Below are 25,875 nucleotides of genomic sequence, written 5' to 3' on the forward strand. Positions count from 1 at the left end.
ATCCATGAGTAAAGGATCTATTTGATTATGAAAATTTCTGAAGCGGGCGTTAAGTTTGGTACCAGTGGCGTTCGAGGCTTGGTCAGTGAGCTAACCAATGAGGTCGCGTACGCCTTTGCTGCTGCGTTTTGGCAAGCGGCAGGTCAAGGGACCCGTGTTGTTATAGGTCATGACTTACGACCCTCCAGCCCGCAAATTACCCGAGCCTGCATGGCGGCCATGAGAGACTTAGGTGTCGAGGTGATTTATGTCGGTGCATTGGCAACACCAGCCGTCGCCTACTACGCGTCTAAGATGCATGCGCCTGCGATTGTGGTGACTGGCAGCCATATCCCGTTCGATCGGAACGGAATCAAGTTTTACAGCGTCGAGGGTGAGATCAATAAGGCACATGAAGAGTCGATCTCATCGGCCGAGGTAGTGCTGCCTCAAATTATTGAGTGTCCAGAACTGCCTGCGATTGATGCTGGTGCTAAGTCGGCTTACCTATCACGCTATGTTGACTGTTTCGGTCAAGATCTTTGTTCTGGCTTGAAGGTCGCTATCTATCAGCACTCAAGTGTTGCTCGTGATCTGTTAAGTGAACTGTTCGAGGCGATGGGGGCAGAGGTGATTGCCCTTGGCAGGACAGAACAGTTTGTGCCTATCGATACTGAAGCGGTGCGTACAGAGGATATTGAACAGGCTAAGCGTTGGGCGTCTGAGGTTGGATTTGATCTTTTGGTCTCTACCGATGGTGATGCGGACCGTCCTCTCATCGCCGATGAGACAGGGACCTTTTTCCGCGGTGATATTCTGGGTGTCCTCACAGCAAAGGCGGTCGGTGCAGAAGCGGTTGTGACTCCCGTCAGCAGTAATACGGCACTGGAATTAAGCGGTTGGTTTGATCAAACGCTGCGTACACGAATAGGCTCACCCTATGTGATTGCAGGAATGGAGTCGGTTGCAGAGGGTGTTGTTGCCGGTTTTGAAGCGAACGGTGGATTTTTGTTAGGTAGCGATGTTGGACTGAATGGGTCAACGCTTTCAACGTTGGCGACGCGTGATGCTGTTCTGCCAATGCTGGCGGTCATCTACCTCGCCAAACAGAATCAGCTTAAGGCCAGTCAACTGTCGGCCGAGCTGCCAGAGCGATACACCGCATCGGATCGCATTCCAGGGATAGCGACCGAGTGGAGCCAATCGATGTTACAGCGTCTGAATGAAGGGCAGCTGCAGTTTGAATCGCTAATGCCTTGGTCTTTGGGTGGTATTCGATCAGTCGATCAGACCGATGGTTATCGTGTCGACTTTGATACTGATACGATTGTCCATCTTCGTCCCTCTGGTAATGCTCCAGAGCTGCGCTGTTATGTCGAGATGAACAGTGAACAGGATGCGACAGAACTCTGTCGTCGGGTACTTAACAAGGTCGAGCAACTGTTTAAGAGTGAAGTATAGATGTTAAATTTTGCTGCTAACCTATCGTTTCTATTTTCAGACCTTCCCTTTTTAGAGCGTTTCGTTGCGGCAAAAAAAGCCGGTTTTGATTCGGTCGAGTATCTTTTCCCGTACGACTATCCTGCGGAACAGATTAAAGACCTTTTAAATGAGTCTGGTTTGGAGCAAGCGCTGTTCAATGCCTCTGCCGGTGATTGGGGTGCGGGTGAACGTGGGCTAGCGGCGCTGGTCGGTCGCGAATCTGAGTTTAAAGCCTCGATTGAACAGGCGGCCTCTTATGCCGAGGTGTTGGGCAATCGACGTCTGCACATCATGTCCGGGCTAGCCGATTTTTCCGATCCAAAGGCATTTGAAACCTATCTGAATAATTTAACCTGGGCGGCCGATCAACTGAACTTATCAGGTATCAATGTGTTAATTGAGCCGATTAACAGTCGTGATATGCCAGGCTACTTTTTAACGACACCTGAGCAAGCTGCAGAGGTGATTGAGTTGGCCAATCGCACAAATTTAAAAATGCAGTTTGACCTCTACCATGCTCAGATTATGTGCGGGGATCTTATTACCCGTTTAGAGCGATACTGGCCTCTGATTGATCATATGCAGATCGCATCCGTGCCCGATCGCAATGAACCATCCAGCGGCGAAATCAACTACTCCTACCTCTTTAACTGGCTCGATCAAAAAGGGTATCAAGGATTCATTGGTTGCGAATATCGACCTAAAACAACGACTTTAGAGGGTTTGGGTTGGTTGTCTGACTACAAAAGGTCATCTAATGGATAAACCCAAGGCGCTTCTTGTTGCCGGCATTAGTGCTGAGCTAAAAGGTATGTTGGCGGAGGTGGTTGAACTGGTTCCGCTAAATAAGCAGGGTGATGCGAATCAGTTTTTAGCGGATCAGGGTGCCGATTTTGAATTGGTGGTCACCAGTGCCGGCAAAGGCTGTGCAAACGCATTGATGGAGCAGCTGCCCAATCTTAAAGTGATCTTTAACTGGGGCGTTGGCTATGACAAAGTGGATGTCGAGTTTGCGACTTCGCGCAATGTGTATGTGACCAACACACCCGACGTGCTTAACGAGTGTGTGGCGGATATGGCGATTGGGATGCTGATCTCACAAGCGCGCTGTATGGGCGAGGCTGAACGCTTTGTTCGTCGCGGTGAATGGCTTAGCAACCCAACACCACCGATGGGGCAAAAAGTCAGCGGTAAGCGCCTGGGTATTGTCGGATTAGGACGCATTGGATTGGAGACTGCTAAGAGAGCCGAGGCGTTTTCAATGCAGATTCGCTATCACAATCGTCATCCACGGGAGGATGTCGACTACGCTTATGAAGCGTCGATTGTTGAGCTGGCAAAATGGTCCGACTACTTGCTTCTGCTCTGTCCAAGTACGCCAGAGACCTATCAGATGATCGATCGAGAGGTGTTACAGGCCTTGGGACCACAAAGTTCGCTGATCAATATCGCCCGCGGTGCGGTGGTGGATCAAAAGGCACTGGTTGATCTTCTGCTGTCCGGTGAGTTGGGTGGTGCGGCGTTGGATGTCTTTGAGAGAGAGCCAGAGGTGCCAGAGGCGCTAATGGATCTGCCTAATGTGTTGCTATTGCCACACGTTGGTAGTGCCACGTTTGAAACCCGAACGGCAATGGCCCAGTTGGTTGTCGATAATGTAAAAGCCTATATCGAATCAGGAAGCCTGGTTACTCCCGTCAATTAGTCCAGTAGGTAAATGCTGGTAAAGAACCAGAGGGTGATGGCTGTGCTGGCAAAAATGATGGCCAGTCTAACCCAGCTGTTTGGAATCCTCTTGGAGATGATGCCTGCTGCATAGCCCCCAATCAGTGTGCCAACCAGCAGTATCAATGTTTCGTTCCAGCTAATCAGATCATTGATTAGGAATAGCACAATGGCACAACCTGAAATGGTCGATGAGTAGAGCAGTTTAAGTGCATTCATCTCATTAACAGAGCGATAGCCTGCTAAGCTGCAGTAACTCAGCAGTAATATCCCCAGTCCTGCATTAAAGAATCCACCGTAGATTGATACGCCAATAAAAAGCAGGGTAAATAACCCGTTTTGTGCTTTATCGATATGGCGATGTTTTTGGCTCCACTTTTGTAATGTCTTATTAAACTGTCCGCCAAAAATAAACAGCAGAGTCGCGAAGAGTAGTAGCCAAGGCACGGCTTTTTCAAATTCGCTGTTAGAGGTTTGTGTTAACAGGTAGGCACCTATTATTCCGCCGATCGCAGAGATAAAAGAGAAGATCAGAAGTTTTTTAGGTGAATCTTTTATCTCTTGTCGAAGCGCATAGGTGCCCGAAAGATAGCCAGCTGTTGCAGCAAAGGTGTTGCTGGCATTGGCGATGACAGGGGGAACCCCAACAGCAATCAGAGCGGGGAATGTGATAAAACTTCCACCGCCAGCAAGAGAGTTTACGATGCCACCTAAAATACCTGCAGCGGCAAGAAATAGAATCTCTTCCAAACTTATTGACTCTTTAGCTGATTGATTAAATGCCAAATTGATAAGGCTAAAGAGACCGCTGCCGTGACAATAAGCACCTCTGCCATAGTGATCCCTTTAATGATCTCTGGCGTGTAGCCACATAGCTCCCAAGGTTCAAATATTGCCGGAAGCCAAAGGTGAAGGGGAAACCAGTTTGGGAAAGGGTCGCTCAATGTGCAGCTGCTCTCAAACCAGTAGCGCTCGATCCCTAAAACTTGGTAGCTCTGGTAAAGCAGAAAAGCCATCAGTGGAACAAGTAAAAAGGCGAGCAGCGTCTGTATAGAACGCGCTGAGAAGATCTTCCCGGATACTGCCAAGAGAAGGGCGCCAAAGAGTGTGGCACGAATCTGTACGCAGAGAGCACAGGGACCGTAGTCGAGTAGGTATTGAAAAACTAAAGCCCCAGCCTCGAGGCCTAACGCGAGTATAAGTGTGTAGCTCCAGATGAGCGGTTTTGGCGATTCTCTAAACTTAAACATGGCTTCTTTGAATGGTTATTTTCTAGGTGATTCTAATCATCTTTTTATTCGCTGTCGCTATTAAAAATTAGAACTTTGTAAATTTATTTAAATGGATTTATTCGTGGTTTAATTTAATTGTTTGGTTTAGGTTTTTTAAATATTTTTATTTATTTAAAGTTTTATATTGAGAAAACTATTTATTTTTATATATTATGTTGGCGTTAAATTAAAACTGTGCATCCCCTTTGCCAACTATTAATAGTATTAGGAATTTTTGATGAGCGATTTTATTAAAACTCTTTTGCGCAAAAACTCTCTTCGTAAACAGTGCCAATCGGTTGGTGCAGATGAGATCGAAAAAGTGATTGCCGATCTAACGGATATTCTTGAAGAGCGTCGCGCTGAGGAAGCTGCTTTACTAGAGCAGAACCGTGCAAAGCTGGAGGCGATTGAAGCGATTCGCCAGAAGATGCGTGAAGCGGGTATTGCGCTCGATGAGCTAACTGGTATCACTGAATCGGCGCCTAAATCTCGTAAAGAGGTGAAAGCTAAGTACCAGATTACCGATGCAAGTGGTCAAACCCATGCCTGGACAGGTCGCGGTCGCACTCCAACTGTATTCGCAGAGTACATGGCTTCTCGTGGTATCACAAAAGATCAACTGCCAACCATAGATTGATATATAATCGCTCTATGAGTGAAGGCCCTTCCTCGGAAGGGTCTTTTTGTTTCTATGTTTTGAGGTTGCGTCCGCATGTCTGATGAAAAACTGCAAAAAGTGTTGGCGCGCTCCGGTGTAGGCTCACGTCGTGAGATGGAGCGTTGGATCGAAGAGGGTCGAGTCGAAGTAAACGGCAAATTGGCGACTCTTGGTGATCGTGTTTCTGCTGAAGACCAGATTAAGGTCGATGGCAAATCTATTGAACTGAACAGTGCGGGTAGCCAAACTGCTCGAGTTCTTATCTACAATAAACCCATTGGTGAAGTCTGCACTCGCCATGATCCTGAAGGCAGGCCAACTGTCTTTGATAATCTGCCGAAGCTTAAATCTGAGCGTTGGGTTGCGATCGGTCGTCTCGATATCAATACATCGGGTCTTTTGGTTTTTACTACCGATGGTGAAATTGCTAACAAGATGATGCACCCATCGAGCAACATTGACCGTGAATACGCGGTTCGAGTTCTAGGTGATGTCAGTGATGCCGTACTCAAGCGTCTAACTGACGGTGTTCTGCTTGAAGATGGCATGGCTAAGTTTACCGACGTTCGTTACTTCAATGGTGAAGGTGCCAACAAATGGTTCCACTGTTGTGTCATGGAGGGGCGTAACCGTGAAGTTCGTCGTCTTTGGGAGTCGCAAGAGCTGCAAGTTAACCGTCTAAAGCGTGTCCGTTTCGGGCCGGTATTCCTCCCCAGTGACGTTAAGGTAGGCACTTGGCGTGAGCTTGGTCAGAAAGAGGTCGACATTCTAACGGATGAGCTGCTGCTAGAGCGTCGTAAAGTGCCTTCGATCAATCCCGAAGATCTTGATCGTAAAGAGCGCGAATACAAACGCCAGAAGATACGTCAAACCACCGATCATAACCGTGATTCAGCACGACAGGATCGCCGTAAGCGTAAGGTTCGTGTCGTGGGCAAGCGAGGGTGACAATTGAGGGGGCTGTCCTTCGGTCTGATCCCTCTCTCTAGCTGATAGTGACGGGCCTTCAGCCTGTCATCTGCTTTATCGGTGTTTTCCAGATAGGCATTAAATTCTAACTGCGGATGACAGGCTGAAGGCCAGTCATCTCTACTAAGATCGCGGCCTTTTTAAGACCGCTCCAACGTTGGTAATGGCCAGCCTTTAGGCTGGGTATTCGCTCTCTAGCTAAAATCCGCAGCAGACATTGCACCTTGTGCATCTATATTCTGTCCGTTGACTCCTTTGCTATCAGGTCCCATTAGGAATAGATACGCAGGTTGGATATCGTCGGGTGTTGCAATGGTGCTTGGGTCCTCTGCAGGGTATGCGTAGGCACGCATTGCAGTGGCGGTACCGCCTGGATTGATGGCGTTGATGCGGATGCTTGGGTCATTCTCTAGCTCGTCAGCTAAGGTCTCCATCAGTCCCAGTGTGGCGAATTTAGAGACGCAGTAGGCACCCCAGTAGGCACGGCCCTTGGTCGCAACCCCCGAAGTGACAAAAATGACTGAGGCGTCTTCGGATTGTCTAAGCAGTGGCATTAGGGTCTGTGTCAGGATGAACGGTGCGTTGACGTTCACGCGCATTACCTGTTCCCAGATGATCGGGTCGTAGTTCTCAATCGAAGTTCTTAGACCAAGTATGCCTGCGTTGTGCAGGATGCCATCTAGCTTGCCAAAGGTCTCATCCAGCAAGTTGGCCAGCTCAATGTAGTCGGGTTCGCTTGCCTTGTCGAAGTCGATCGGCACGATGGCAGGCTGTTTACAGCCTAGCGCTTCAATTTCATCGTAGACAGCTTCAAGCTTCTCCTCGGTGCGGCCCGCTAGTATGACAGTCGCGCCCGCTTTGGCGTAGGCGATAGCTGAAGCTTTACCTATTCCATCACCGGCACCAGTGACCAGAATAGTGCGTCCTTCAAGAAGTTGCTCGGGAGCGTCGTAGGTAAACATGCTTAGACCTTTTAAATAAATTGTTCACTAAGAAATGAGAGAAGGTTCTCGGACTGATGAAGTGCATGAGTTGCTTGCCACTCCCTATAATCCTCGCCTTGCGCTAAGTAACCGAAGGTGCAGGCTACCGTTGGTGTGCCTGCCGCTTTTCCAGCGACAATGTCGCGAATATGGTCGCCAAAGTAGAGTGAGTGCTCTGCTGTTGCATCAACCGTTTTAAGCGCTTTGATAATCCCTTCTGGATCGGGTTTTGATTGACTAACGTCCTCTGGGCAGATGCAGACACTGCAGCGATCAGTGAGTTGCAGCTGTTCAAGCACGATATCCGTCAATTCGCGAGGTTTGTTGGTCACAATGCCCCAGGCGATCTGCTGCTCCTCAAGCCAAGTTAATGCTTCGTTAAAGCCAGGAAATAGACCGCCACTCTCGACCGGGTTACTTCTATAAAGAGAGAGAAACTCATTGTGAAGTGCTGTCTCATTGGCAATGAACTGCTCTGGGAAAGCGGCCTTAAGCATTGGCTTTCCGCCGTTCGATGCATTATCCCTAATTAGCTGAAAATCGGGCTCCGCGTAGCCGTGGTTCTGTGCCTGCTGGCAAATGACGCGATAAAAGTCCGGGGCTGTATCCAGCATTGTGCCGTCTAGATCAAAGAGTGCGGATCTCATAGTGGTTTGGTCGCGGCAACCAGATAGTTCACGCTGACATCATTAGCATCCAGTGCATAGACTTTGGTCAGTGGGTTGTAGGTCATACCGCATAGGTCATCCACCTCCAGTCCAGCAGCACGCATGTGGTTGGCCAGTTCAGCCGGGCGGATGAACTTGTTGAAGTCGTGTGTGCCGTTGGGAACCAGTTTAAGCAGACGCTCTGCACCCAAAATGGCAAACAGGTAGGCTTTCGGGTTGCGATTTAAAGTCGAGAAAAAAACGCGTCCACCTGGTTTGGTTAGGGCTGCACAGGCTTTTACGACCGAAGCTGGGTCTGGAACGTGTTCTAGCATCTCCATGCAGGTGACGACATCAAAGCGCTCTGGGTTCTGTTCAGCGAACTCTTCCGCTGTTGTGCGGGTGTAATCGACTTTAACGCCAGACTCTAGGCCGTGCAGTTTGGCGATTTTTAGTGGCGCTTCACCCATATCAATGCCGCTAACTGAGGCGCAGCGGTGCGCCATCGCTTCCGATAAAATGCCACCGCCACAGCCGACATCTAATACCTCTTTGCCGGCCAGATCAGCATGACGATCAATGAAGCCAACTCGCAGTGGGTTGATATCGTGAAGGGGTTTGAATTCACTCTCTTTATCCCACCAGCGTGATGCAAGCTCTTCGAATTTAGAGATCTCTTGTGGGTCGATATTCAGGTTTGTTTGATCGGTCATTTAGGCTACCAAAGTGGCAATTCATTAACGGTTAATGGCGCTAGTTTATCACCCCTTTGAATAAGGCCCAAAAGCTGATTTGATTCAATTGTTTGTGTTATGATGTGGACTTTATTTTTGCACCGGGTGGCGGTGCGAACAGAAGACTAAAAGGAACGCCAGATAATGGGTGACCTAACCAAAGAAGTTCTTCCGGTAAATATCGAAGACGAACTGAAGCAGTCCTACCTAGATTACGCAATGAGCGTGATCGTCGGCCGTGCACTACCTGATGCGCGTGACGGCCTAAAACCGGTTCACCGTCGTGTGCTGTTTGCGATGAATGAGCTGGGTAATGATTGGAATAAACCCTACAAAAAATCCGCTCGTGTGGTTGGTGATGTAATCGGTAAATACCACCCTCACGGCGACAGTGCGGTTTACGATACGATCGTTCGTATGGCGCAAGACTTCTCTATGCGCTACATGCTGGTAGACGGTCAGGGTAACTTTGGTTCGGTGGACGGTGACTCTGCTGCGGCAATGCGTTACACCGAAATTCGAATGAAGAGGATCTCTCACGAGCTTCTTTCGGATCTGGATAAAGAGACGGTCGATTACGTCGATAACTACGACGGTACCGAAAAGATTCCAGCGGTCCTTCCGACTCGTGTGCCTAACCTGTTGGTCAATGGTTCAGCGGGTATTGCGGTAGGTATGGCGACGAACATTCCGCCCCACAACTTAGGTGAGGTGGTTCGAGGCTGTTTGGCACTGATCGAGAACCCGGATATTACTATCGATGAACTGCTTGAGTTTATCCCAGGTCCAGACTTCCCGACGGGCGGTATTATCAATGGCCGTGCAGGTATTTTGCAGGCCTACCGAACAGGTCGTGGCCGTATCTATGTTCGTGCAAAACACCACGTTGAGGAGCACCCGAAAAACGGTCGTCCTATGCTGGTTATCACCGAGATTCCTTACCAGCTCAACAAAGCGCGCTTGATCGAAAAGATCGCTGAGCTGGTCAAAGAGAAAAAGATCGAAGGTATCAGCGAACTTCGCGATGAGTCAGACAAAGATGGTATGCGTATCGTTATTGAGTTGCGTCGTGGTGAAGTGCCTGATGTCATCATCAATAACCTATTTGCGCAGACACAGCTGCAGAGCGTGTTTGGTATTAACATGGTGGCGTTGGTTGATGGTCAACCGCGTCTATTGGATCTGAAAACGGCGCTTGAGTGTTTCGTTCGTCACCGTCGCGAAGTTGTCACACGTCGTACGGTTTACCTACTGCGTAAAGCGCGAGAGCGTGGCCACATCTTGGAAGGTTTGGCGATCGCACTGGCAAACATTGATCCTGTCATTGAACTGATTAAGAAATCCCCAACCCCTGCGGAGGCAAAAGAGGCGCTGATTGCGACCGCTTGGGCGCCTGGTCAGGTGTTGGATATGCTAGAGCGTGCAGGTGAAGATGCCTGTCGTCCAGAAGGTTTGGAAGCTCAGTTCGGCCTGCGTGACAACAGCTACTACCTATCGCCAGCTCAAGCGCAAGCGATTCTCGAATTGCGACTACACCGTCTAACCGGTCTAGAGCACGAAAAGCTGATTGAAGAGTACCGCGATCTTATCGAGCGTATTGCAGAGCTTTTAGAGATTCTTGGCTCACACGTTCGTTTGATGGAAGTGATTACTGAAGAGTTGAACGAGCTGGTTGCAGAGTACGCAGATGAGCGTCGCACTGAGATCACTGCGTCTATGCAGGATCTAACCATTGCTGATCTGATCACCGAAGAGGAGATGGTTGTGACTATCTCGCACGGTGGTTATGCGAAGACACAGCCGCTTGAGGCCTACCAAGCACAACGTCGCGGCGGTAAAGGTAAGTCTGCGACAGCAATGAAAGATGAAGATTTTGTCGAGCATCTGCTGGTGACTAACAGTCACGATACGATCCTGTGTTTCACCAACTTCGGTAAGGTCTACTGGCTGCGCGTGTTTGAGATCCCTCAGGCAAGCCGTACCGCTCGTGGTCGACCTATGGTCAATATTCTGCCGTTGGCAGAGGGTGAGCGCATCAGCACGATTCTTCCTGTTAAAGAGTTTGATGATGAGCGTTGCGTATTCATGGCGACAGCCAATGGTACCGTGAAGAAGACCCGTCTATCGGCCTTCTCTCGCCCACGCAGTACAGGTCTGATTGCATTGGATATCGTTGAAGGTGACCGCCTAATCGGTGCATCACTGACAAACGGTAGCGACGATGTGATGCTGGTGACCTCTGCGGGTAAAGCGATTCGCTTCAATGAAACAGATGTTCGTGAGATGGGTCGTACCGCTCGCGGTGTGCGTGGCGTTAAGTTGGATGATGTCGCTAAAGTGATCTCATTGATGGTGCCTAAGGAGGGTGGTCAGGTGCTGACTGCTTCTGAGAAAGGCTATGGTAAGAAGACAGCGATCACAGAGTTCCCAATTCGTGGTCGTGGCGGTATGGGTGTCATTGCTATGCAGTGCACCGATCGTAACGGTGCGTTGGCCGGTGCTGTCCAGGTATTTGATGGCGATGACATCATGCTGATCAGTGATCTTGGCACCATGGTTCGTACCCGTACTTCTGAGATCTCCTCACTCGGTCGAAATACCCAGGGTGTCCGACTCATTCGCGTAGCGGATGATGAGACTCTGATCGGTATCGCTCGAATCGAAGAGCCGGAAGAGGATGAAGATGCGACTGATGCAGCTGGAGAGGGTAACTCAACAGAAACTAATGCATCAGAAGAGAGTCAAGTTGCACAAGAGGAGTCTGATGATTCCGACGGCAGCGAAGAAGAGTAATTGAGGCTCGGAACCCCTATTAAATGAATCGTCTATTTAATTTCAGCGCTGGCCCTGCAGCGCTGCCAACGGAAGTACTAGAAATCGCCCAATCTGAAATGTTGGATTGGCATGGCAAAGGCCTCTCTATTATGGAGATGAGCCACCGTAGCGCTGAGTTTGTTAGCGTTGCTGAAGGGGCTGAACAGGATTTGCGTGATCTGATGAACATCAGTGACGACTACGCTGTCATGTTCCTTCAAGGGGGCGCGACCAGTCAGTTTGGTATGGTGCCGATGAATCTGTCACAAGGTGGCAAGGTCTCGTACATCAACACGGGTGTTTGGTCGAAAAAAGCGATCAAAGAGGCAAAGCGTTTTGCAGATGTCTCTATCGCTGCCTCAACTGAGTCATCAAACTTTTGTGAAGCGCCGCTGCAGTCTGATCTCTCTATTGATTCGACGGCTAACTACCTTCACTACACCACCAATGAAACCATTGGCGGCGTTCAGTTTGATTACATTCCAGACGCGGGTGACGTGCCGCTTGTGGCTGATATGTCTTCGGACATACTCTCTGCGCCTGTTGATGTCTCACGCTTTGGTTTGATCTATGCGGGTGCTCAGAAGAATATCGGACCTGCCGGCTTAACGGTTGTGATCGCGCGTAAAGATCTATTAGGCAATCCCTTAAGTACAGCGCCGACTATGTACGACTATGCGGTTCACGCTGCTGAAGGGTCGATGCACAATACGCCGCCGACACTGGCCTGGTATCTGTCAGGTTTAGTATTTCAGTGGATTAAGCGCCAGGGTGGTTTGTCTGCAATGGCGGAATTGAATCATCGCAAAGCGTCTAAACTCTATGCTGCGATTGATGCAAGTGACTTTTTTGCCAACCCAGTTGCTGTGCGAAACCGTTCGATCATGAACGTTCCGTTCACACTGGCGGATTCTGCTCTGGATAAAGCCTTCCTGGCCGAATCTGAAGAGGCAGGGTTGTTGAATCTTAAGGGGCATCGTTCTGTCGGTGGTATGCGTGCAAGCATCTACAATGCTGTGCCCGAAGCAGCGGTTGATGCACTGATCGATTTTATGGCTGATTTCGAAAAGCGCCGAGGCTAACAATGGATCAGCAGAATCTCTACCAGGGGCTGACTCAAGATGAGGCGCTGACACAGGTGCGTGATGAGATCGATCAGATTGATCAAGAGATTCATGCTCTGTTGAACAAGCGTGCTGAGTGTGCCCAAAGAGTGGCTGATATTAAGCATAACTTTGGTGCGAATTCGCCGGTTTTTTATCGACCTGAGCGAGAAGCGCAGGTGCTTCGTAAAGCGATGCAGCGCAATCAGGGACCACTTCCTGATCAGGAGATTGCACGTCTGTTCAGGGAGGTGATGTCGGTCTGTCTGGCGCATGAGCACCGTATGAATGTTGGGTTTGTTTCAACCTCTGAATTAGATACTGAGCAAGCTGCTCTGAAACAATTTGGTCACTCGGTTGAGCCTATTGCATTCGCTAGTGCATCGGAAACCTTGCTGAGCTTAGCGCAGGGAGCGTTGCACTACGCGGTTCTTTCAGTAAATAGATTGCCTGAGGTCTTGTCGTTATTGGTGACTCATCAGTTAAACGTTGTTGGTGAGGTAACTCTCCATGGTGATGAGGCCTTTTTAGTGTTAGGGCATCAAGAGGTTTCGGCATCGGGCGATGATAAAACAGCATTGATTGTTGAGAGTGCCGAATCAGTGGTTACTGATTCGAAGCGAAATATCACCGATGGATCCCTAACCTACATGGAGCTTGATGGCGCTAGGTCGATTGAACAGCTTCAGTCTTTGTTGGGGCCAGAACTTAACTTTCACTACCTGGGTCTTTTTCCCAAAGCGGTTTTTTAGGAACTAAAATCGTGTCTGTAGATCAAAAAACTTTAGCAGTATCGGGTGTTCAACAGTTAACACCTTACCAACCAGGGAAGCCCATCGAAGAGCTTGAGCGTGAGCTGGGGATTACTGAGTCGATCAAACTGGCCAGTAATGAAAACCCTTTGGGCCCAAGCTCTATCGCACTTAAAGCAGCTATTGATAGTCTACAAGATGCAACGCTCTACCCTGATGCGTCGGGAACAGAGCTAAAACGCACCTTGAAGGCTCATTATGGACTAGCAGAGGATCGTTTAACCCTGGGTAATGGATCCAATGATCTACTAGAGCTGATCGCTAGGGTGTTTGTTTGTCCTGACGATGAGGTGATCTACTCAGAATACGCTTTCATTGTCTATCCGCTGGTGACTCAGGCCTGCTGTGCCGTGTCCGTAGTTACCCCAGCCAAAGAGTATGGTCACGATCTAGACGCTATGGCTAATGCCATTACTGACAAGACGCGTCTTATCTTCTTAGCCAACCCCAATAACCCAACCGGCACGGTCTTCTCTGAAGACCAGTTTCGCGCGTTCATGGCTCGTGTGTCTGAGCAGGTTATAGTGGTTTTGGATGAGGCTTACACCGAATATTTAACGGCCGAACGTATGCCGAACGGACTGTTGCTGGCTGATGAGTTCGATAATTTAATCGTAACTCGAACCTTTTCCAAAGCCTGGGGCTTAGCAGGGCTTCGTTGTGGTTTTGCTTATGCTTCAGTCGCCGTTACCGATCTGTTAAACCGTGTTCGTCAGCCATTTAATGTCAGTATTGCGGCATTGGCAGCAGCTCAAGCGGTTCTTTCGGATTCTGAATACCTGAAGAGAAGCCAAGAGGTAAATCAGCAGGGCCTTAAACAGATATCCGAAGGGCTCAATGAATTGGGTGTCAGCTATGTTCCTAGTCAGGGCAACTTTGTCTTGATCGATTTGCAGCAGCCTGCCATGCCGATCTACCAATCCATGTTATTGAAGGGTGTCATTACGCGCCCAGTTGGCAATTACGGACTGCCTAATCATCTTCGGGTTAGTATCGGTCTTGAGCATGAAAACGCTCGCTTCTTGAAAGCCCTAGCTGAGGCGCTTGCTTAATGTCGTTTAAAGCTGAACGCCTATTAGTCATTGGACTGGGTCTGATCGGCGGCTCTTTTGCGCGTGCTGCAAAAGAGTTGGTTAGCGTTCAGCATGTGATCGGTTTCGATCTCAATCAAGAGGAGTGCGACCTAGCGTTGGCTCTCAATGTGGTTGATAGCATCGCAACGGATCTTGAAACAGCGGTAAAACAGTCTGATCTCATTCTATTGGCTGTTCCGGTCAAAGCGATAGAGAAGGTGATGCTGCAGATCGCTCCTTGGCTGAAGCCTGAGGCGATCTTAACCGACGTTGGCAGTACAAAGCTGAACATTCTTGAAGCGGCTAAAGCTATTTGGCCTGAGGGTCTGCCAACAGGATTTATACCTGGCCACCCGATAGCGGGCGCAGAGAAAAGTGGTGTATCGGCATCGCAAACGGATCTCTTCAATCATAAAAAAGTGATTCTGACGCCTCCTGAGGGGGCCTCTAGCGAAGCGACGCTAACTCTGGCCCGAGTCTGGCAGGCAATTGGTGCTGAAGTGGTTCAAATGGAGCCTAAGCGTCATGATCAGGTCTTAGCGGCGACCAGCCATTTACCTCATCTCTTAGCTTTTTCACTCGCAGATACCTTAGCAGCAGAAGCTGAGAGTACCGATATCTTTCGTTATGCGGCCGGTGGCTTTAGAGACTTTACCCGAATTGCAGCCAGTGATCCGACCATGTGGCATGACGTCTGTTTCGCCAACCGTGAGCAGTTGCTAGAGCAGATAGATCGCTTTATGACGGGTGTGCAAGATCTAAGAGCTGCTGTTGATCAGGGTGACAGTCAACGCTTATTGGGCATTTTTACCCGTGCTAAAGCCTCCCGTGAACATTTCTCTTTGGTATTAGAGCGTGCTGGCTATGCTGAGCTCAGAGGTGATGCCATTGATACGCTGGTCTCATCTCCCACGGCTAAGTTGAGCGGTGAGTTACGAGTGCCCGGCGATCGTTCAATCTCGCAACGCGCCATTATGTTGGCAGCGATTGCCGAGGGTGTCTCCGAGATCGAGGGGTTAATTGAGAGTGAAGATACTCTAGCAACGATTCAGATCTTCCGTGATCTGGGCGTGGTTATCGAAGGTCCACACCAAGGTAGAGTAAGAGTGTTTGGTGTGGGTCTAAATGGACTGCAAGCGCCGTCAGCGCCTCTCTATTTTGGTAGCTCAATGACCTCGTTAAGAATGTTGTTAGGTCTACTCTCTGCTCAAGACTTCGATGTGAGGTTAACGGGCAGTGAGCAGTTATCCAAGATCTCGCTGCAAGAGATTATCGATCCACTGACACAGATGGGTGCCTCCATCGACAGTAATACAGGCTCGCTGCCAATCACTATTAAGGGTGGTCAGCGCTTTAAATCGATTACTTATGCGCCAAGTCATGCCAGTGCTCAGATTAAAGGTGCATTATTGTTGGCGGCCATCAGTGCGGGTGTTGAATTAGAGGTTTATGAGCCGAATACGACGCGTGATCACACTGAACGTCTCCTAGATGCCTTTGGTGTTCAATTGGTGAGAGAGGGGCGTCGACTGTTTATCGAGTCGGGCGTTTCGCTAAAAGCCTGTTCGGTTCAGGTACCAGCGGATCTGAGTTTCGCCTTCGCCTTCGCGGTGGGTGCTCTTTTACAACAAGAGTCGAGTCTGGTTATTGAAAATGTCAGTGCGAATCCCACTCGACTTCACTCTTTGCGTCTACTTGAACGCATGGGTGCGCACATTGCGCTGAATAACAATCGTCATGCGGGCGGTGAGCCGGTCGCTGATTTAGAGGTAAAAGCCTCGTTGTTATCAGGTATCGAGTGCCTCTCATCTGAGTTGGCCTCGGTTGGGGATGATCTCCCTCTACTGCTGTTAGCGATGGCGTCTGCTCAGAGTGATTCGACTATATTAGGTATCGATCGAATTCCAGAACGACAGAGAGCCCTATTCAAGACGACAGTGGATGAGTTAAGTAAAGCGGGTGCCGACATCAGTATGTCACATACTGATGTCACTATTTCGCCGGTTTCAGATTGGCGTCCCTGTGAGTTGGAAGCTGCAGATCACCCAGCACTTGCACTCGCTCTACTGATGTTAAGTTTACGTTTTGATCGTTCCATCCGAATTAACGGATGTCGAGCAATCAGTACCGCCTTTCCTGAACTGATTGATCAGGCGCGAAGGGTCGGTATTAAATTGATTGAGGAGTAGTGGATGGATCCACTCAATAATGAAAATTCATGCCCTATCATTACCGTTGATGGGCCAAGTGGTTCAGGTAAAGGTACGATCTGTCGATTGCTGTCGCAGGAGCTTGGTTGGAGCTTGTTGGATAGCGGGGCTTTGTATCGCCTGACGGCTTTGGCTGCGAACCATCATGGTGTTGATCTTAGTGATGTAGAGGCACTGCAGGTGTTGGCTGAGCATCTCGATGTGCGCTTTGTTGCCTCTGAACAGGGCGATGAGGTGACTATTTTACTTGAAGGTGAAGAGGTCACTCATGCTATTCGTGCGGAGCAGATAGGTAACGATGCCTCTAAAGTGGCCGCTATTACTGAAGTGCGCTCTGCACTGTTGAAACGTCAACGCGATTTTGCTCAATCCCCCGGCTTGGTGGCCGATGGACGTGATATGGGAACCGTTGTATTTCCTCAGGCACCGTTGAAGATCTACTTGGATGCCTCCGCAGAGGTTCGCGCGGATCGTCGTTATAAGCAGTTGATAGATAAGGGGCTGAGTGCTAGCCTTGAAACTATATTAGAAGATATTCGTGCGCGAGATGATCGTGACATGAACCGTTCGGTTGCGCCACTTCGCCCAGCCGATGATGCCGTGATTCTCGATAGTACATCTATGTCTATCGATGAAGTTATGAAAACTGTGCTAGAACAAGCACGCCACAAAGGGTTGCGTTAGCACTCCGTAAACTGAGGCTTAGACCATGAGCGAAAGCTTTGCAGATCTGTTTGAAGAGAGTCTTGAACAGGTCAATATGACACCAGGTTCCATCATTACTGGAACCGTAGTAGGTATTGAAAATGACTTTGTTGTTGTAACAGCGGGTCTTAAGTCAGATGGGGTTATTCCCATCGATCAGTTTAAAAACGCTGCAGGTGAGCTTGAAGTCGCTGTTGGTGATGAAGTGCAAGTGGCGCTTGAATCCCTAGAAGATGGCTTCGGTGAAACCAAACTTTCGCGTGAACGTGCCAAGCGTGCAGAAGCATGGGCTGTTCTTGCAAAAGCGTATGAAGCTGGCGAGACGGTTACTGGTCGCATCAGTGGTCGTGTCCGTGGCGGCCTAACGGTTATGGTTAACGGCATCAACGCCTTCCTACCGGGTTCTTTGGTAGATACTCGCCCACTGCGCGATACCAGCCATCTTGATGATCAAGATCTAGAGCTTAAAATTGTTAAACTCGATGAGAAGAGCAACAACATTGTTGTGTCACGCCGTGCGATTCTAGAAGAGGCCAACAGCGAAGAGCGCGAGAAGCTGCTTGAGCAGATGGAAGAGGGCGCAACGCTTAAAGGTATTGTTAAGAACCTTACTGATTACGGCGCGTTCATTGACCTTGGCGGTATCGATGGTCTTCTTCACATTACCGATATCTCTTGGAAACGTATCAAACACCCAAGTGAAATGCTTAATGTTGGTGATGAGATCGACGTTAAGGTTCTTCGCTACGATCAAGAGCGTAAGCGCGTATCCCTAGGTATGAAGCAGTTGGCTGCAGATCCTTGGACTACGGCTATCGAAAACTATGCTGTGGGTCAGCGCGTTACTGCTAAGGTGACTAAGCTTGCTGACTATGGCTGTTTTGCACAGATCGGTGAGGGCGTGGAGGGTCTAGTTCACGTCTCAGAGATGGATTGGACTAACCGCAATATCCACCCATCTAAAGTTGTTCAGGTTGGCGATGAGGTTGAAGTTCAGATTCTCGATATCGACCAACAGCGCCGCCGTATCTCTCTAGGTATTAAACAGTGCCGCGAAAATCCTTGGAATGCCTTTGCATCGTCAACGAACAAGGGTGACAAAGTTTCTGGTACTGTCCGCTCAATCACTGACTTCGGTATCTTCATCGGCTTAGATGGTGGTGTAGACGGTCTAGTTCACCTGTCTGACATCTCTTGGGATGAGTCTGGCGAAGAGGCCGTTAAACGTTTCAATAAAGGCGATACGGTTGAAGCGGTTATCCAGCAAGTGGATGCAGAGCGTGAACGTATCTCTCTGAGCATTAAAGCACTTGCCTCTGATCCATTTAGCAGCTTTGCTGAAGCGAACGGTAAGGGCTCTAAAGTTACCGGTACGGTTGTAGCAGTGGATGCTCGTCAAGCTGAAATTGAAGTGGCTGAAGGTCTAAACGCTATTTTGAAAGTGGCTGAGTTTGCCCGTGAACGAACTGAAGATCTATCTGCAGAGCTCTCTGTGGGTGATAGTGTTGAAGCGATTGTGATCAATGTTGATCGTCGTAATCGTTCTATCTTCTTGTCAGTTAAAGCGATTGAAGCCAAAGAGCAGCAAGAAGCACTTAAAGCGGTTCAGTCTGCTCCAAAAGATATGGATGTAGGCGCAACGACGATTGGTGATCTCATCAAAGAGCAGATGGGTAAGAAAGAGTGATAGAAAACAGGGTGAGCTTATTACCCTGTTTTCAGTATCGATAGGAAGTGGGTATGACTAAGTCTGAGCTGATCGAACGCCTAATAGACAAACATCCGGAACTCTCTGTGAAAGATGTCGAGTTGGCAGTGAAAATCATGTTAACTCAAATGGCTGATACCTTAGCCGATGGCGAGCGTATTGAGATTCGCGGATTCGGAAGCTTCTCACTTCACTATCGTGCCCCCCGCGTCGGTCGCAACCCAAAAACGGGTGAATCCGTTTCTCTGCCGGCCAAGCATGTACCACACTTTAAGCCTGGCAAAGAGCTGCGCGAGCAAGTGAATGCCAGCTTGAAAGATGAGTATTAAGTTTGAGAGCGATTAAACTTCTTATCACGTCAGCGATTGCTCTGTTGGTTCTTTTAACGGGCATTGTTCTCACCATTCATAATACAACACCCGTCGTCATTGATTTGGTCTGGGTGAAGCTACCCGAAGCAAGCCTATCGGTCTGGTTGATCATCTCAATGGTTGTCGGCCTGTTAGTCGGTATTCTATTGACCAGTGCACGAGTGCTGACACTGCGTGCTAAATTGCTCAATTCGGCTCGTAAGTTGCGTAATGCTGAGCAACAGATTGAGACGTTGAATCGTGAGGTTCAACGAGGCGCAGAATGAGTGCCAACTCCCCCTACCTAATTTTTCTCTTTCTACTGATTGCCGTTGCCATAGGTTGGTACCTGGGTAATCGACGCCTGAAAAGAAAAGATCGTCGCAATCAAGCACTACCACCAGCCTATCTGTCAGGTCTTGATCACCTCATTGATAACCGAACGGAAGAGGCGATCGAATCGTTCATTCATGCCCTTGAGGTTAATTCTGACAATTTGCCGGCACACATTGCGTTGGCCAAGCTGCTGAGGCGTAAAGGCGATATCGATCGTGCCGTTCAAATTCATGAGCGCATGTTAAAGCGTAAAGATCTCTCAGTTTATGATCGTCAGCGTGTGAAATTGGCCTTAGCACGAGACTTTTTTGCTCTAGGCTTGCTAGATCGTGCAGAAGACGCTGCTGCACCTCTAGCCAAACAGACCGACTATCCAGAATTAAGATATCGCGCCATCGTTCTGCTAATCCGTCTCTATGAGCAAGAGGGTGAGTGGCATCGGGCGCTGCAAAGTGCTGATATTTTGCCAAAGAAAAACCGTATAGAGCTTGTTAATGAGCTCTCACACTATCACTGTGAGCTTGCCCAAAATCACATCTCTAATGGTGAATTAGACCCTGCACTTAAAGAGTTAGAGTTTGCGTTGTCTACCGATGCAAAGTGTGTTCGAGCCAATCTCATCTCAGCTCGAGTATTCATGTTGAAGTCGCAATGGCGTTCGGCGATTAGAGCCTTGCAAAGCATTGCCGATCAAGACCCACTGTTTATACCAGAAACACTCAATCCACTCAGGCGATGTTTTGACGCTTTAGGTGATGAGCTTGGTTTGAGCCAGTATCTAAATGACTTAATGAAGCAGTACCCCTCAACCAGCGTGATGCTTGCCTTGGCTGAGTTGAAAAGAGATAGGGAAGGGGTTTTTGCTGCGGGCCTATTTATCACTGAGGCGTTGAAGAGTCGCCCATCAGTAAAAGGTTTTAACCGCCTAATTGATATGCATATTGAGCATGGCTCATCCAGTGCACGAGAGAGTCTGTTGAATTTGCGGTCGTTGACGCAGCAGCTCGAGATGTCAAAACCGGTCTACCGCTGTGGTCATTGTGGTTATGCAGCACGCAGTTTAGTTTGGCAGTGTCCAAGTTGTAAGCGATGGGGTAGTATCCGCCCAATCCAAGGTTTAGAAGGTGAATAGAGTGTCCATTGAAGATAACAAACGCGTTATTGTTGCCCTAGATTATCCAGAAGCTGATAGCGCCATTGCGATGGCTAAGCAGTTAGATCCTGAGGTCTCTCGTGTCAAAGTGGGTAAGGAGCTATTTACTCGTTGTGGGCCTGATGTGGTTGAACGTCTGCACGCTCTCGGTTTTGAAGTCTTCTTGGATCTTAAGTTTCATGACATCCCCAATACCGTTGCAAAAGCCTGTGGTGTTGCAGCCGAGCTGGGGGTCTGGATGGTTAATGTCCATGCCAGTGGCGGCCGTCGAATGATGGAAGCGGCTCGTGAAGAGGTTGAGAAGCGTAGCCAGGGGCCGCAACGTACCTCCTTGATTGCGGTGACCGTGCTAACGAGTATGGAGCGCAGCGATCTGGCCGAGATGGGTTTGGATATCGATCCCATTGATCAGGTTAAGCGCTTAGCCACATTGACAGAGAGTTCAGGACTTGATGGCGTGGTCTGTTCAGCACAAGAGGCGGCTGCAATCAGAGCTCAAGCCTCCGATCAGTTCCAGCTTGTGACTCCAGGTATTCGCCCAGCGGGTTCTGTAGTCGGTGATCAGCGTCGCATCATGACACCTGCTGAAGCAATCGCTGCAGGTAGCACCTATTTGGTGGTTGGGCGTCCAATAACCGGTTCAGAAGATCCTAAAGCCGCGGCCATTGAGGTGCAGTCAGAAGTAGATTTGGCTTTAGGTTCAAGGTAAACACTTTGAGGTGTCTGGCCTTTAGCCTGACACCTCTTTCAAATGACACTCATTACTGGATAACCGCTGTTAAAGTGGTGTCAGGCTGAAGCCAGACACCTTACTGCGAAAAAATATAAATATTTTTTGGTGTTTTTTGATCCATGGTCTAGTGTGAATAGTGAGAGTAAGGATTGCTCTCATTTCAAATAAGACATGGAGGTTCACTATGAACATCAAATCTCTCTCTACACGAGTTCTAGCACCACTCTTCTTTACACTGTTTTCATCGACTGCGATGGCAGGTTATCCGGTTAACATTAATTCAGCAGATGCCGTTGAGCTGGCGGATGCTTTGGATGGGATTGGCCAATCTAAAGCTGAAGCGATTGTTGCTTACCGTGATGCGAATGGTCCGTTTAACTCTGTTGAAGCGCTCACAGCAGTTCGTGGAATAGGTGTCGCCACCGTTGAGAAAAATGTGGAATACATTCTTCTTGAACCGGCTAAACCTATGAGTGAATAACGAATAGTGCTTAGGAGGCTCCAGAGGGGCCTCCTAAACCTGATTAAAGTACGAAGAAGAGTGTGAGAGGAATGAATGCCAGGCTGGCTAAATTTCCGATCAGTACAATAGAAGCAACCGTCTCAGGTTGCTGATTGTAGCGCTCAGCAAACATATAGTTCAGAACCGCCGGTGGCAGTACGCTAAATAACACAATGTAGGCGGTGAACTCTTTAGAGAGACCCATAATCCAAGCAAAGGGTATCGCGAATACTAGGCTGCTTAATGGTGAAAAAATGGCTCCATAGACACCGATCTTCCACTGGCTTAGATCGACACTGATCATCCTTACCCCTAATGCAAACAGCATCAATGGAATCGATATCTGGCCCAACATATCGATGGGTGTAGCCAGCCATGTAGGCAATGGCAATTTGAATAGCGCCCAAGCTAATCCAGCAAAGGTTGATAAGATAATCGGATTCTTAAAAAGCCCTGTGAGTTTGGCGTTCTCATCAACAATATGAATGCCCAGACTGAAGTGCAACAGGTTGCTCACTAAGAACATCACCACAAAAGCGGCAAGGCCGGCATCCCCAAAAGCCAGAAGTGCTAGAGGCAGACCTAGGTTGCCACAGTTGTTGAACATCATTGGCGGAACAAAGGTTTTAGAAGAGATGCCCAGAAGCTTCGCAACCGGTTTCATCACTATTCCTGCACCTAGCACCATGACGATCGACCCTAACGCTAGATCTAAGTGTGCGTACAGATCAAAACTCTTTCCAGCCATAACACTGAATATAAGCGCCGGCAAAAAGATATCCATGTTGATGCGGTTTGCGACTTGTAAGTCGGGATTTGCCTTTCTTGCGTAAAGGTAGCCAGCAGTGACTATGGCAATGATTGGAAATACGGTTGAGAAGACCCGCTCAAGCAGTAATAAAAGATCGGCGCTGGTTGTCATTGAGAGTCCTGACATCAAAAAAATAAGTATGGCAAAGGATACTCCAAATAGACTCAATTTTTCATATAACAAAACGTTACTATTGAATTAAATTGGTTATTTATTTCGCATATGCGTAAAAACTTTCAATTATCCGTAGCAAAAAGAGGGTGTTGTCGTAATAGTGCTACACTTGTCGCTAAAATCTGAAATATCTCTGGACTAAAGTCGAGTGCCTGTGTAGTGTTTTTACATAAATCAAAGCTAGACGCAGATTGACTGCGCTTCAAACGATCAACCAGGTACCTTTTTTACAAGGTCCAAGCGTCAACGGAAATGGCGCAAAAGGGAGAGTACTGTGAACGAAATCATTGAAGATATCGACCCAATTGAAACGGATGAGTGGCTTCAGGCATTAGAGTCAGTTGCGCAACATGAAGGCAGCGATCGAGCGTCTTACCTTCTTAGAAAATTGGGTGCCAAAGCGGCTGAGTTAGGTGTTGAAAACTGTTCAGAGTTGAGCACACCCTATAAAAACACTATAGCGCCACAGAACGAAGCGCCTCTTCCTGGTGATCTATTTATGGAGCGCCGCATCCGTTCCTTCATCCGCTGGAACGCGATGGCGATGGTGATGCGAGCGAATGACAACGATGAGGGACTTGGCGGTCACATCTCTTCATTTTCATCTTCAGCAACACTTTATGATATCGGTTTTAACCACTTCTTCCGTGGTAACGAAGGCGAGCAAGATGCTGATATGGTCTTCTTCCAAGGCCACATCTCACCAGGCATCTATGCACGTGCTTACCTTGAAGGCCGTCTGACTGAAGAGCAGTTAGACAACTTCCGTCGTGAAGTTGATGGTAATGGTCTATCGTCTTACCCACACCCTTGGTTGATGCCTGATTTCTGGCAGTTCCCAACCGTCTCTATGGGTCTAGGTCCAATCCAAGCCATTTACCAGGCACACGTGATGCGTTACATGTCTGCACGTGATTTGGTTAAACGTGGTGATCGTAAAGTTTGGGCATTCCTAGGTGATGGTGAGTGTGATGAACCAGAATCCTTGGGTGCTATCTCACTGGCTGGTCGCGAGCAGTTAGAGAACCTTATCTTCGTTGTTAACTGTAACTTGCAGCGTTTGGATGGTCCGGTTCGTGGTAACGGTAAGATCGTTCAAGAGCTAGAGAGTGTCTTCCGCGGTGCGGGTTGGAACGTCATCAAGTGTCTATGGGGTCGTCACTGGGATCCGCTGTTTGAGCGCGATAAGACGGGTCTACTGCAGAAGCGTATGGACGAAGTGGTCGACGGCGAACTTCAGAACATGAAGGCGAACGGCGGTGCTTACACACGCGAGCACTTCTTTGGTAAATACCCTGAGCTTCTTGAGCTGGTTAAGGATATGTCTGATGACGATATCATGAACCTTAACCGTGGCGGTCATGACCCATACAAAGTGTACGCTGCCTACAAGGCTGCGGTTGAGCACAAAGGTCAGCCAACGGTTATCTTGGCTCAAACTGTAAAAGGTTACGGTACTGGTAAATCGGGTGAAGCGAAAAACGATACTCACTCGATGAAGAAAGTGGCACTGGATGATCTTAAAGATTTCCGTGATCGCTTCAATATTCCAGTTGAAGATGATCAGCTAAAAGAGCTGCCATACTACCGCCCAAGTCCAGATTCACCTGAGATGAAGTACATGTTGGGTGCGCGTAAGAAACTTGGTGGTTTCTACCCAATTCGTCGTACTGAGTTTGAACAGCTTGAAGTGCCTGCTCTGGATACCTTCGCAGGTCAGCTTAAATCGAGTGGCGAACGTTCGCTATCAACACAGATGGCATTTAACCGTGTGCTAAGTTCTATCGTTAAAGATAAGAATCTTGGTGAGCGAGTCGTGCCGATCGTCCCTGATGAAGCACGTACCTTTGGTATGGAAGGTATGTTCCGTCAGTTGGGCATCTACACCTCTGAAGGTCAGAAGTACGTACCGCATGACCATGACCAGATCATGTTCTACAAAGAGAGCAAGTCAGGTCAGATCCTTGAAGAGGGTATCAACGAGTCGGGTGCATTCTCTGCATGGCTGGCTTGTGCAACAGCTTACTCGAATAGTAACTGTACGCTGATTCCGTTCTACATCTTCTACTCAATGTTCGGTTTCCAACGTGTTATGGATCTAACTTGGGCGGCGGGTGACTCACAAGCGCGCGGTTTCTTGATTGGTGCAACCTCAGGTCGTACGACGTTAAATGGTGAAGGTTTGCAACACCAGGACGGTCATTCACACCTGATGGCGCAGATGATTCCAAACTGTATCTCTTACGACCCAACTTACGGCTATGAAGTTGCGGTGATTGTGCAAGACGGCATGCGTCGTTTGTATCAAGAGCAAGAGAATAAGTTCTACTACATCACTACCCTTAATGAGAACTACCAGCATCCTGAGATGCCTGTCGGAGCTGAAGAGGGTATTGTTAAGGGTATCTACCTGCTTGAAGAGGGTAAGAAAGCTGATCTTCGTGTTCAGCTGTTCGGTTGTGGTTCAATCCTTCGTGAAGTGCGCGAAGGTGCCACCATCCTTCGTGAGGAGTTTGGTGTTGAGGCCGATGTCTGGAGCACAACATCGATCAACGAACTGACTCGCGATGCGATGGAAGTGAATCGCTGGAACATGCTTCACCCAGAAGAGCAACCACGTGAGTCCTTCCTAGAGCAATCTTTGAAAGGTCACGAGGGTCCTGTTATCGCTTCTACAGATTACATGCGTATGTATGCTGATCAGCTGCGTGAGTACATTCCACGTCGCTACAAAGTACTGGGTACTGATGGTTTCGGTCGTTCAGATACACGCAGCAAACTGCGTAGCTTCTTCGAAGTTAACCGTTACTACGTCGCTGTAGCAGCGCTTAAAGCACTTCAGGAAGAGGGCAAAATCGAAGCTTCAGTTGTCGCTAGCGCGATTCAGAAGTTCAACATCAACCCGGATAAACCAGCACCTTGGACGGTTTAAGTCGATTGAGA

Annotated in this window: 24 protein-coding genes; 18 read left to right on the plus strand and 6 right to left on the minus strand. The window is 48.7% G+C overall.

Annotated elements, in window-relative coordinates; all coding sequences use genetic code 11:
- Nucleotides 1-27: 27 nt before the first annotated feature.
- Genes XMD564_RS06450 through XMD564_RS06460 form a run of 3 tightly spaced genes read left to right on the plus strand, consistent with a single transcriptional unit; the run spans nt 28 to nt 3,163 of the window.
- The gene (locus XMD564_RS06450) at nt 28-1,440 is read left to right on the plus strand and encodes a phosphomannomutase (protein ID WP_173481327.1); all 1,413 of its coding nucleotides are present in this window, start codon (nt 28-30) and stop codon (nt 1,438-1,440) included.
- Nucleotides 1,441-2,226, plus strand: coding sequence for a 2-oxo-tetronate isomerase (otnI, locus tag XMD564_RS06455; protein WP_173481326.1), 786 nt, complete (start codon nt 1,441-1,443; stop codon nt 2,224-2,226).
- A complete protein-coding gene (locus XMD564_RS06460) occupies nt 2,219-3,163 on the plus strand; it encodes a 2-hydroxyacid dehydrogenase (RefSeq protein ID WP_173483085.1) in 945 nt (314 codons plus the stop codon). The genes otnI and XMD564_RS06460 overlap by 8 nt, the downstream gene beginning before the upstream one ends.
- Here the strand turns inward: XMD564_RS06460 and XMD564_RS06465 are convergent.
- Nucleotides 3,160-3,933, minus strand: coding sequence for a sulfite exporter TauE/SafE family protein (locus XMD564_RS06465; protein WP_217362073.1), 774 nt, complete (start codon nt 3,931-3,933; stop codon nt 3,160-3,162). The genes XMD564_RS06460 and XMD564_RS06465 overlap by 4 nt on opposite strands.
- A 2-nt stretch (nt 3,934-3,935) precedes the next feature.
- Entirely contained in the window at nt 3,936-4,433 is a 498-nt protein-coding gene (locus XMD564_RS06470) for a disulfide bond formation protein B (protein WP_173481324.1), read from the minus strand.
- Nucleotides 4,434-4,692: 259 nt separating this feature from the next.
- On the opposite strand from XMD564_RS06470, the gene XMD564_RS06475 reads away from it, so the two are divergent.
- A complete protein-coding gene (locus XMD564_RS06475; protein ID WP_173483084.1) occupies nt 4,693-5,094 on the plus strand; it encodes an H-NS family nucleoid-associated regulatory protein in 402 nt (133 codons plus the stop codon).
- 75 nt (nt 5,095-5,169) lie between these two features.
- The gene (gene rluB / locus XMD564_RS06480) at nt 5,170-6,063 is read left to right on the plus strand and encodes a 23S rRNA pseudouridine(2605) synthase RluB (RefSeq protein WP_173481322.1); all 894 of its coding nucleotides are present in this window, start codon (nt 5,170-5,172) and stop codon (nt 6,061-6,063) included.
- Between the two features lie 215 nt (nt 6,064-6,278).
- Here rluB and XMD564_RS06485 read toward each other — a convergent pair whose 3' ends face one another.
- The 3 genes from XMD564_RS06485 to ubiG are packed head-to-tail and all read right to left on the minus strand — an operon-like array spanning nt 6,279 to nt 8,427.
- The gene (locus tag XMD564_RS06485; protein WP_173498395.1) at nt 6,279-7,046 is read right to left on the minus strand and encodes a YciK family oxidoreductase; all 768 of its coding nucleotides are present in this window, start codon (nt 7,044-7,046) and stop codon (nt 6,279-6,281) included.
- A gap of 11 nt (nt 7,047-7,057) precedes the next feature.
- Complete coding sequence (locus tag XMD564_RS06490) at nt 7,058-7,714, minus strand: HAD family hydrolase (RefSeq protein WP_256415751.1); 657 nt, start codon at nt 7,712-7,714, stop codon at nt 7,058-7,060.
- Nucleotides 7,711-8,427, minus strand: coding sequence for a bifunctional 2-polyprenyl-6-hydroxyphenol methylase/3-demethylubiquinol 3-O-methyltransferase UbiG (gene ubiG, locus XMD564_RS06495; protein ID WP_173508007.1), 717 nt, complete (start codon nt 8,425-8,427; stop codon nt 7,711-7,713). Before ubiG ends, XMD564_RS06490 begins: the two co-directional genes overlap by 4 nt.
- Before the next feature lie 165 nt (nt 8,428-8,592).
- Here ubiG and gyrA point away from each other — a divergent pair, with 165 nt between their 5' ends.
- The 12 genes from gyrA to XMD564_RS06555 all read left to right on the plus strand — a co-directional run bounded on the left by gyrA (nt 8,593) and on the right by XMD564_RS06555 (nt 21,926).
- Complete coding sequence (gene gyrA, locus XMD564_RS06500; RefSeq protein ID WP_173508008.1) at nt 8,593-11,241, plus strand: DNA gyrase subunit A; 2,649 nt, start codon at nt 8,593-8,595, stop codon at nt 11,239-11,241.
- Nucleotides 11,242-11,264: 23 nt separating this feature from the next.
- On the plus strand, nt 11,265-12,344 hold the full coding sequence (serC, locus tag XMD564_RS06505) for a 3-phosphoserine/phosphohydroxythreonine transaminase (RefSeq protein ID WP_173481317.1): 1,080 nt from the start codon (nt 11,265-11,267) through the stop codon (nt 12,342-12,344).
- A 2-nt stretch (nt 12,345-12,346) separates the two neighbouring features.
- Nucleotides 12,347-13,117 (plus strand): chorismate mutase, encoded by a 771-nt coding sequence (gene pheA, locus XMD564_RS06510; RefSeq protein ID WP_173481316.1) that lies wholly within the window; start codon nt 12,347-12,349, stop codon nt 13,115-13,117.
- Nucleotides 13,118-13,128: 11 nt separating this feature from the next.
- On the plus strand, nt 13,129-14,229 hold the full coding sequence (gene hisC / locus XMD564_RS06515; RefSeq protein WP_173495295.1) for a histidinol-phosphate transaminase: 1,101 nt from the start codon (nt 13,129-13,131) through the stop codon (nt 14,227-14,229).
- Nucleotides 14,229-16,439, plus strand: a complete 2,211-nt coding sequence (locus XMD564_RS06520) for a prephenate dehydrogenase/arogenate dehydrogenase family protein (protein ID WP_173495296.1) — start codon at nt 14,229-14,231, stop codon at nt 16,437-16,439. The genes hisC and XMD564_RS06520 overlap by 1 nt, the downstream gene beginning before the upstream one ends.
- 3 nt (nt 16,440-16,442) lie before the next feature.
- Nucleotides 16,443-17,144 carry a (d)CMP kinase gene (cmk, locus tag XMD564_RS06525; RefSeq protein WP_173481313.1) on the plus strand — a complete coding sequence of 234 codons (702 nt, stop codon included), beginning with the start codon at nt 16,443-16,445 and terminating at the stop codon, nt 17,142-17,144.
- A 25-nt stretch (nt 17,145-17,169) separates the two neighbouring features.
- Nucleotides 17,170-18,852 (plus strand): 30S ribosomal protein S1, encoded by a 1,683-nt coding sequence (gene rpsA, locus XMD564_RS06530; protein ID WP_173484326.1) that lies wholly within the window; start codon nt 17,170-17,172, stop codon nt 18,850-18,852.
- A gap of 53 nt (nt 18,853-18,905) precedes the next feature.
- Nucleotides 18,906-19,202 carry an integration host factor subunit beta gene (locus XMD564_RS06535; protein WP_173481311.1) on the plus strand — a complete coding sequence of 99 codons (297 nt, stop codon included), beginning with the start codon at nt 18,906-18,908 and terminating at the stop codon, nt 19,200-19,202.
- A gap of 2 nt (nt 19,203-19,204) precedes the next feature.
- Nucleotides 19,205-19,510, plus strand: a complete 306-nt coding sequence (locus XMD564_RS06540; protein WP_173484327.1) for a LapA family protein — start codon at nt 19,205-19,207, stop codon at nt 19,508-19,510.
- Nucleotides 19,507-20,691, plus strand: a complete 1,185-nt coding sequence (gene lapB / locus XMD564_RS06545; RefSeq protein WP_173481309.1) for a lipopolysaccharide assembly protein LapB — start codon at nt 19,507-19,509, stop codon at nt 20,689-20,691. The genes XMD564_RS06540 and lapB overlap by 4 nt, the downstream gene beginning before the upstream one ends.
- A 1-nt stretch (nt 20,692) precedes the next feature.
- Complete coding sequence (gene pyrF, locus XMD564_RS06550; RefSeq protein ID WP_173495297.1) at nt 20,693-21,421, plus strand: orotidine-5'-phosphate decarboxylase; 729 nt, start codon at nt 20,693-20,695, stop codon at nt 21,419-21,421.
- Between the two features lie 208 nt (nt 21,422-21,629).
- Nucleotides 21,630-21,926, plus strand: a complete 297-nt coding sequence (locus XMD564_RS06555) for a ComEA family DNA-binding protein (RefSeq protein WP_173481307.1) — start codon at nt 21,630-21,632, stop codon at nt 21,924-21,926.
- Between the two features lie 43 nt (nt 21,927-21,969).
- Here the strand turns inward: XMD564_RS06555 and XMD564_RS06560 are convergent, their stop codons facing one another.
- A complete protein-coding gene (locus XMD564_RS06560; RefSeq protein WP_173483077.1) occupies nt 21,970-22,869 on the minus strand; it encodes an AEC family transporter in 900 nt (299 codons plus the stop codon).
- Nucleotides 22,870-23,206: 337 nt separating this feature from the next.
- Between XMD564_RS06560 and aceE the strand changes: the two genes are divergently transcribed.
- Nucleotides 23,207-25,864, plus strand: a complete 2,658-nt coding sequence (gene aceE / locus XMD564_RS06565) for a pyruvate dehydrogenase (acetyl-transferring), homodimeric type (RefSeq protein ID WP_371731528.1) — start codon at nt 23,207-23,209, stop codon at nt 25,862-25,864.
- The last annotated feature ends 11 nt before the right edge of the window (nt 25,865-25,875 follow it).

The sequence above is a fragment of the Marinobacterium sp. xm-d-564 genome (assembly GCF_013283345.1).
In the GTDB taxonomy this organism is placed as follows: Bacteria; Pseudomonadota; Gammaproteobacteria; order Pseudomonadales; family Balneatricaceae; genus Marinobacterium_E.

Coding starts and splice junctions, on each gene's coding strand:
- XMD564_RS06535 (WP_173481311.1), top strand. CDS start 18,906: ATGACTAAGTCTGAGCTGATCGAACGCCTAATAGACAAACATCCGGAA.
- serC (WP_173481317.1), top strand. CDS start 11,265: ATGAATCGTCTATTTAATTTCAGCGCTGGCCCTGCAGCGCTGCCAACG.
- pheA (WP_173481316.1), top strand. CDS start 12,347: ATGGATCAGCAGAATCTCTACCAGGGGCTGACTCAAGATGAGGCGCTG.
- XMD564_RS06520 (WP_173495296.1), top strand. CDS start 14,229: ATGTCGTTTAAAGCTGAACGCCTATTAGTCATTGGACTGGGTCTGATC.
- XMD564_RS06470 (WP_173481324.1), bottom strand. CDS start 4,433: ATGTTTAAGTTTAGAGAATCGCCAAAACCGCTCATCTGGAGCTACACA.
- gyrA (WP_173508008.1), top strand. CDS start 8,593: ATGGGTGACCTAACCAAAGAAGTTCTTCCGGTAAATATCGAAGACGAA.
- XMD564_RS06555 (WP_173481307.1), top strand. CDS start 21,630: ATGAACATCAAATCTCTCTCTACACGAGTTCTAGCACCACTCTTCTTT.
- otnI (WP_173481326.1), top strand. CDS start 1,441: ATGTTAAATTTTGCTGCTAACCTATCGTTTCTATTTTCAGACCTTCCC.
- XMD564_RS06450 (WP_173481327.1), top strand. CDS start 28: ATGAAAATTTCTGAAGCGGGCGTTAAGTTTGGTACCAGTGGCGTTCGA.
- ubiG (WP_173508007.1), bottom strand. CDS start 8,427: ATGACCGATCAAACAAACCTGAATATCGACCCACAAGAGATCTCTAAA.
- XMD564_RS06490 (WP_256415751.1), bottom strand. CDS start 7,714: ATGAGATCCGCACTCTTTGATCTAGACGGCACAATGCTGGATACAGCC.
- rpsA (WP_173484326.1), top strand. CDS start 17,170: ATGAGCGAAAGCTTTGCAGATCTGTTTGAAGAGAGTCTTGAACAGGTC.
- rluB (WP_173481322.1), top strand. CDS start 5,170: ATGTCTGATGAAAAACTGCAAAAAGTGTTGGCGCGCTCCGGTGTAGGC.
- XMD564_RS06475 (WP_173483084.1), top strand. CDS start 4,693: ATGAGCGATTTTATTAAAACTCTTTTGCGCAAAAACTCTCTTCGTAAA.
- lapB (WP_173481309.1), top strand. CDS start 19,507: ATGAGTGCCAACTCCCCCTACCTAATTTTTCTCTTTCTACTGATTGCC.
- cmk (WP_173481313.1), top strand. CDS start 16,443: ATGGATCCACTCAATAATGAAAATTCATGCCCTATCATTACCGTTGAT.
- XMD564_RS06560 (WP_173483077.1), bottom strand. CDS start 22,869: ATGACAACCAGCGCCGATCTTTTATTACTGCTTGAGCGGGTCTTCTCA.
- XMD564_RS06485 (WP_173498395.1), bottom strand. CDS start 7,046: ATGTTTACCTACGACGCTCCCGAGCAACTTCTTGAAGGACGCACTATT.
- XMD564_RS06460 (WP_173483085.1), top strand. CDS start 2,219: ATGGATAAACCCAAGGCGCTTCTTGTTGCCGGCATTAGTGCTGAGCTA.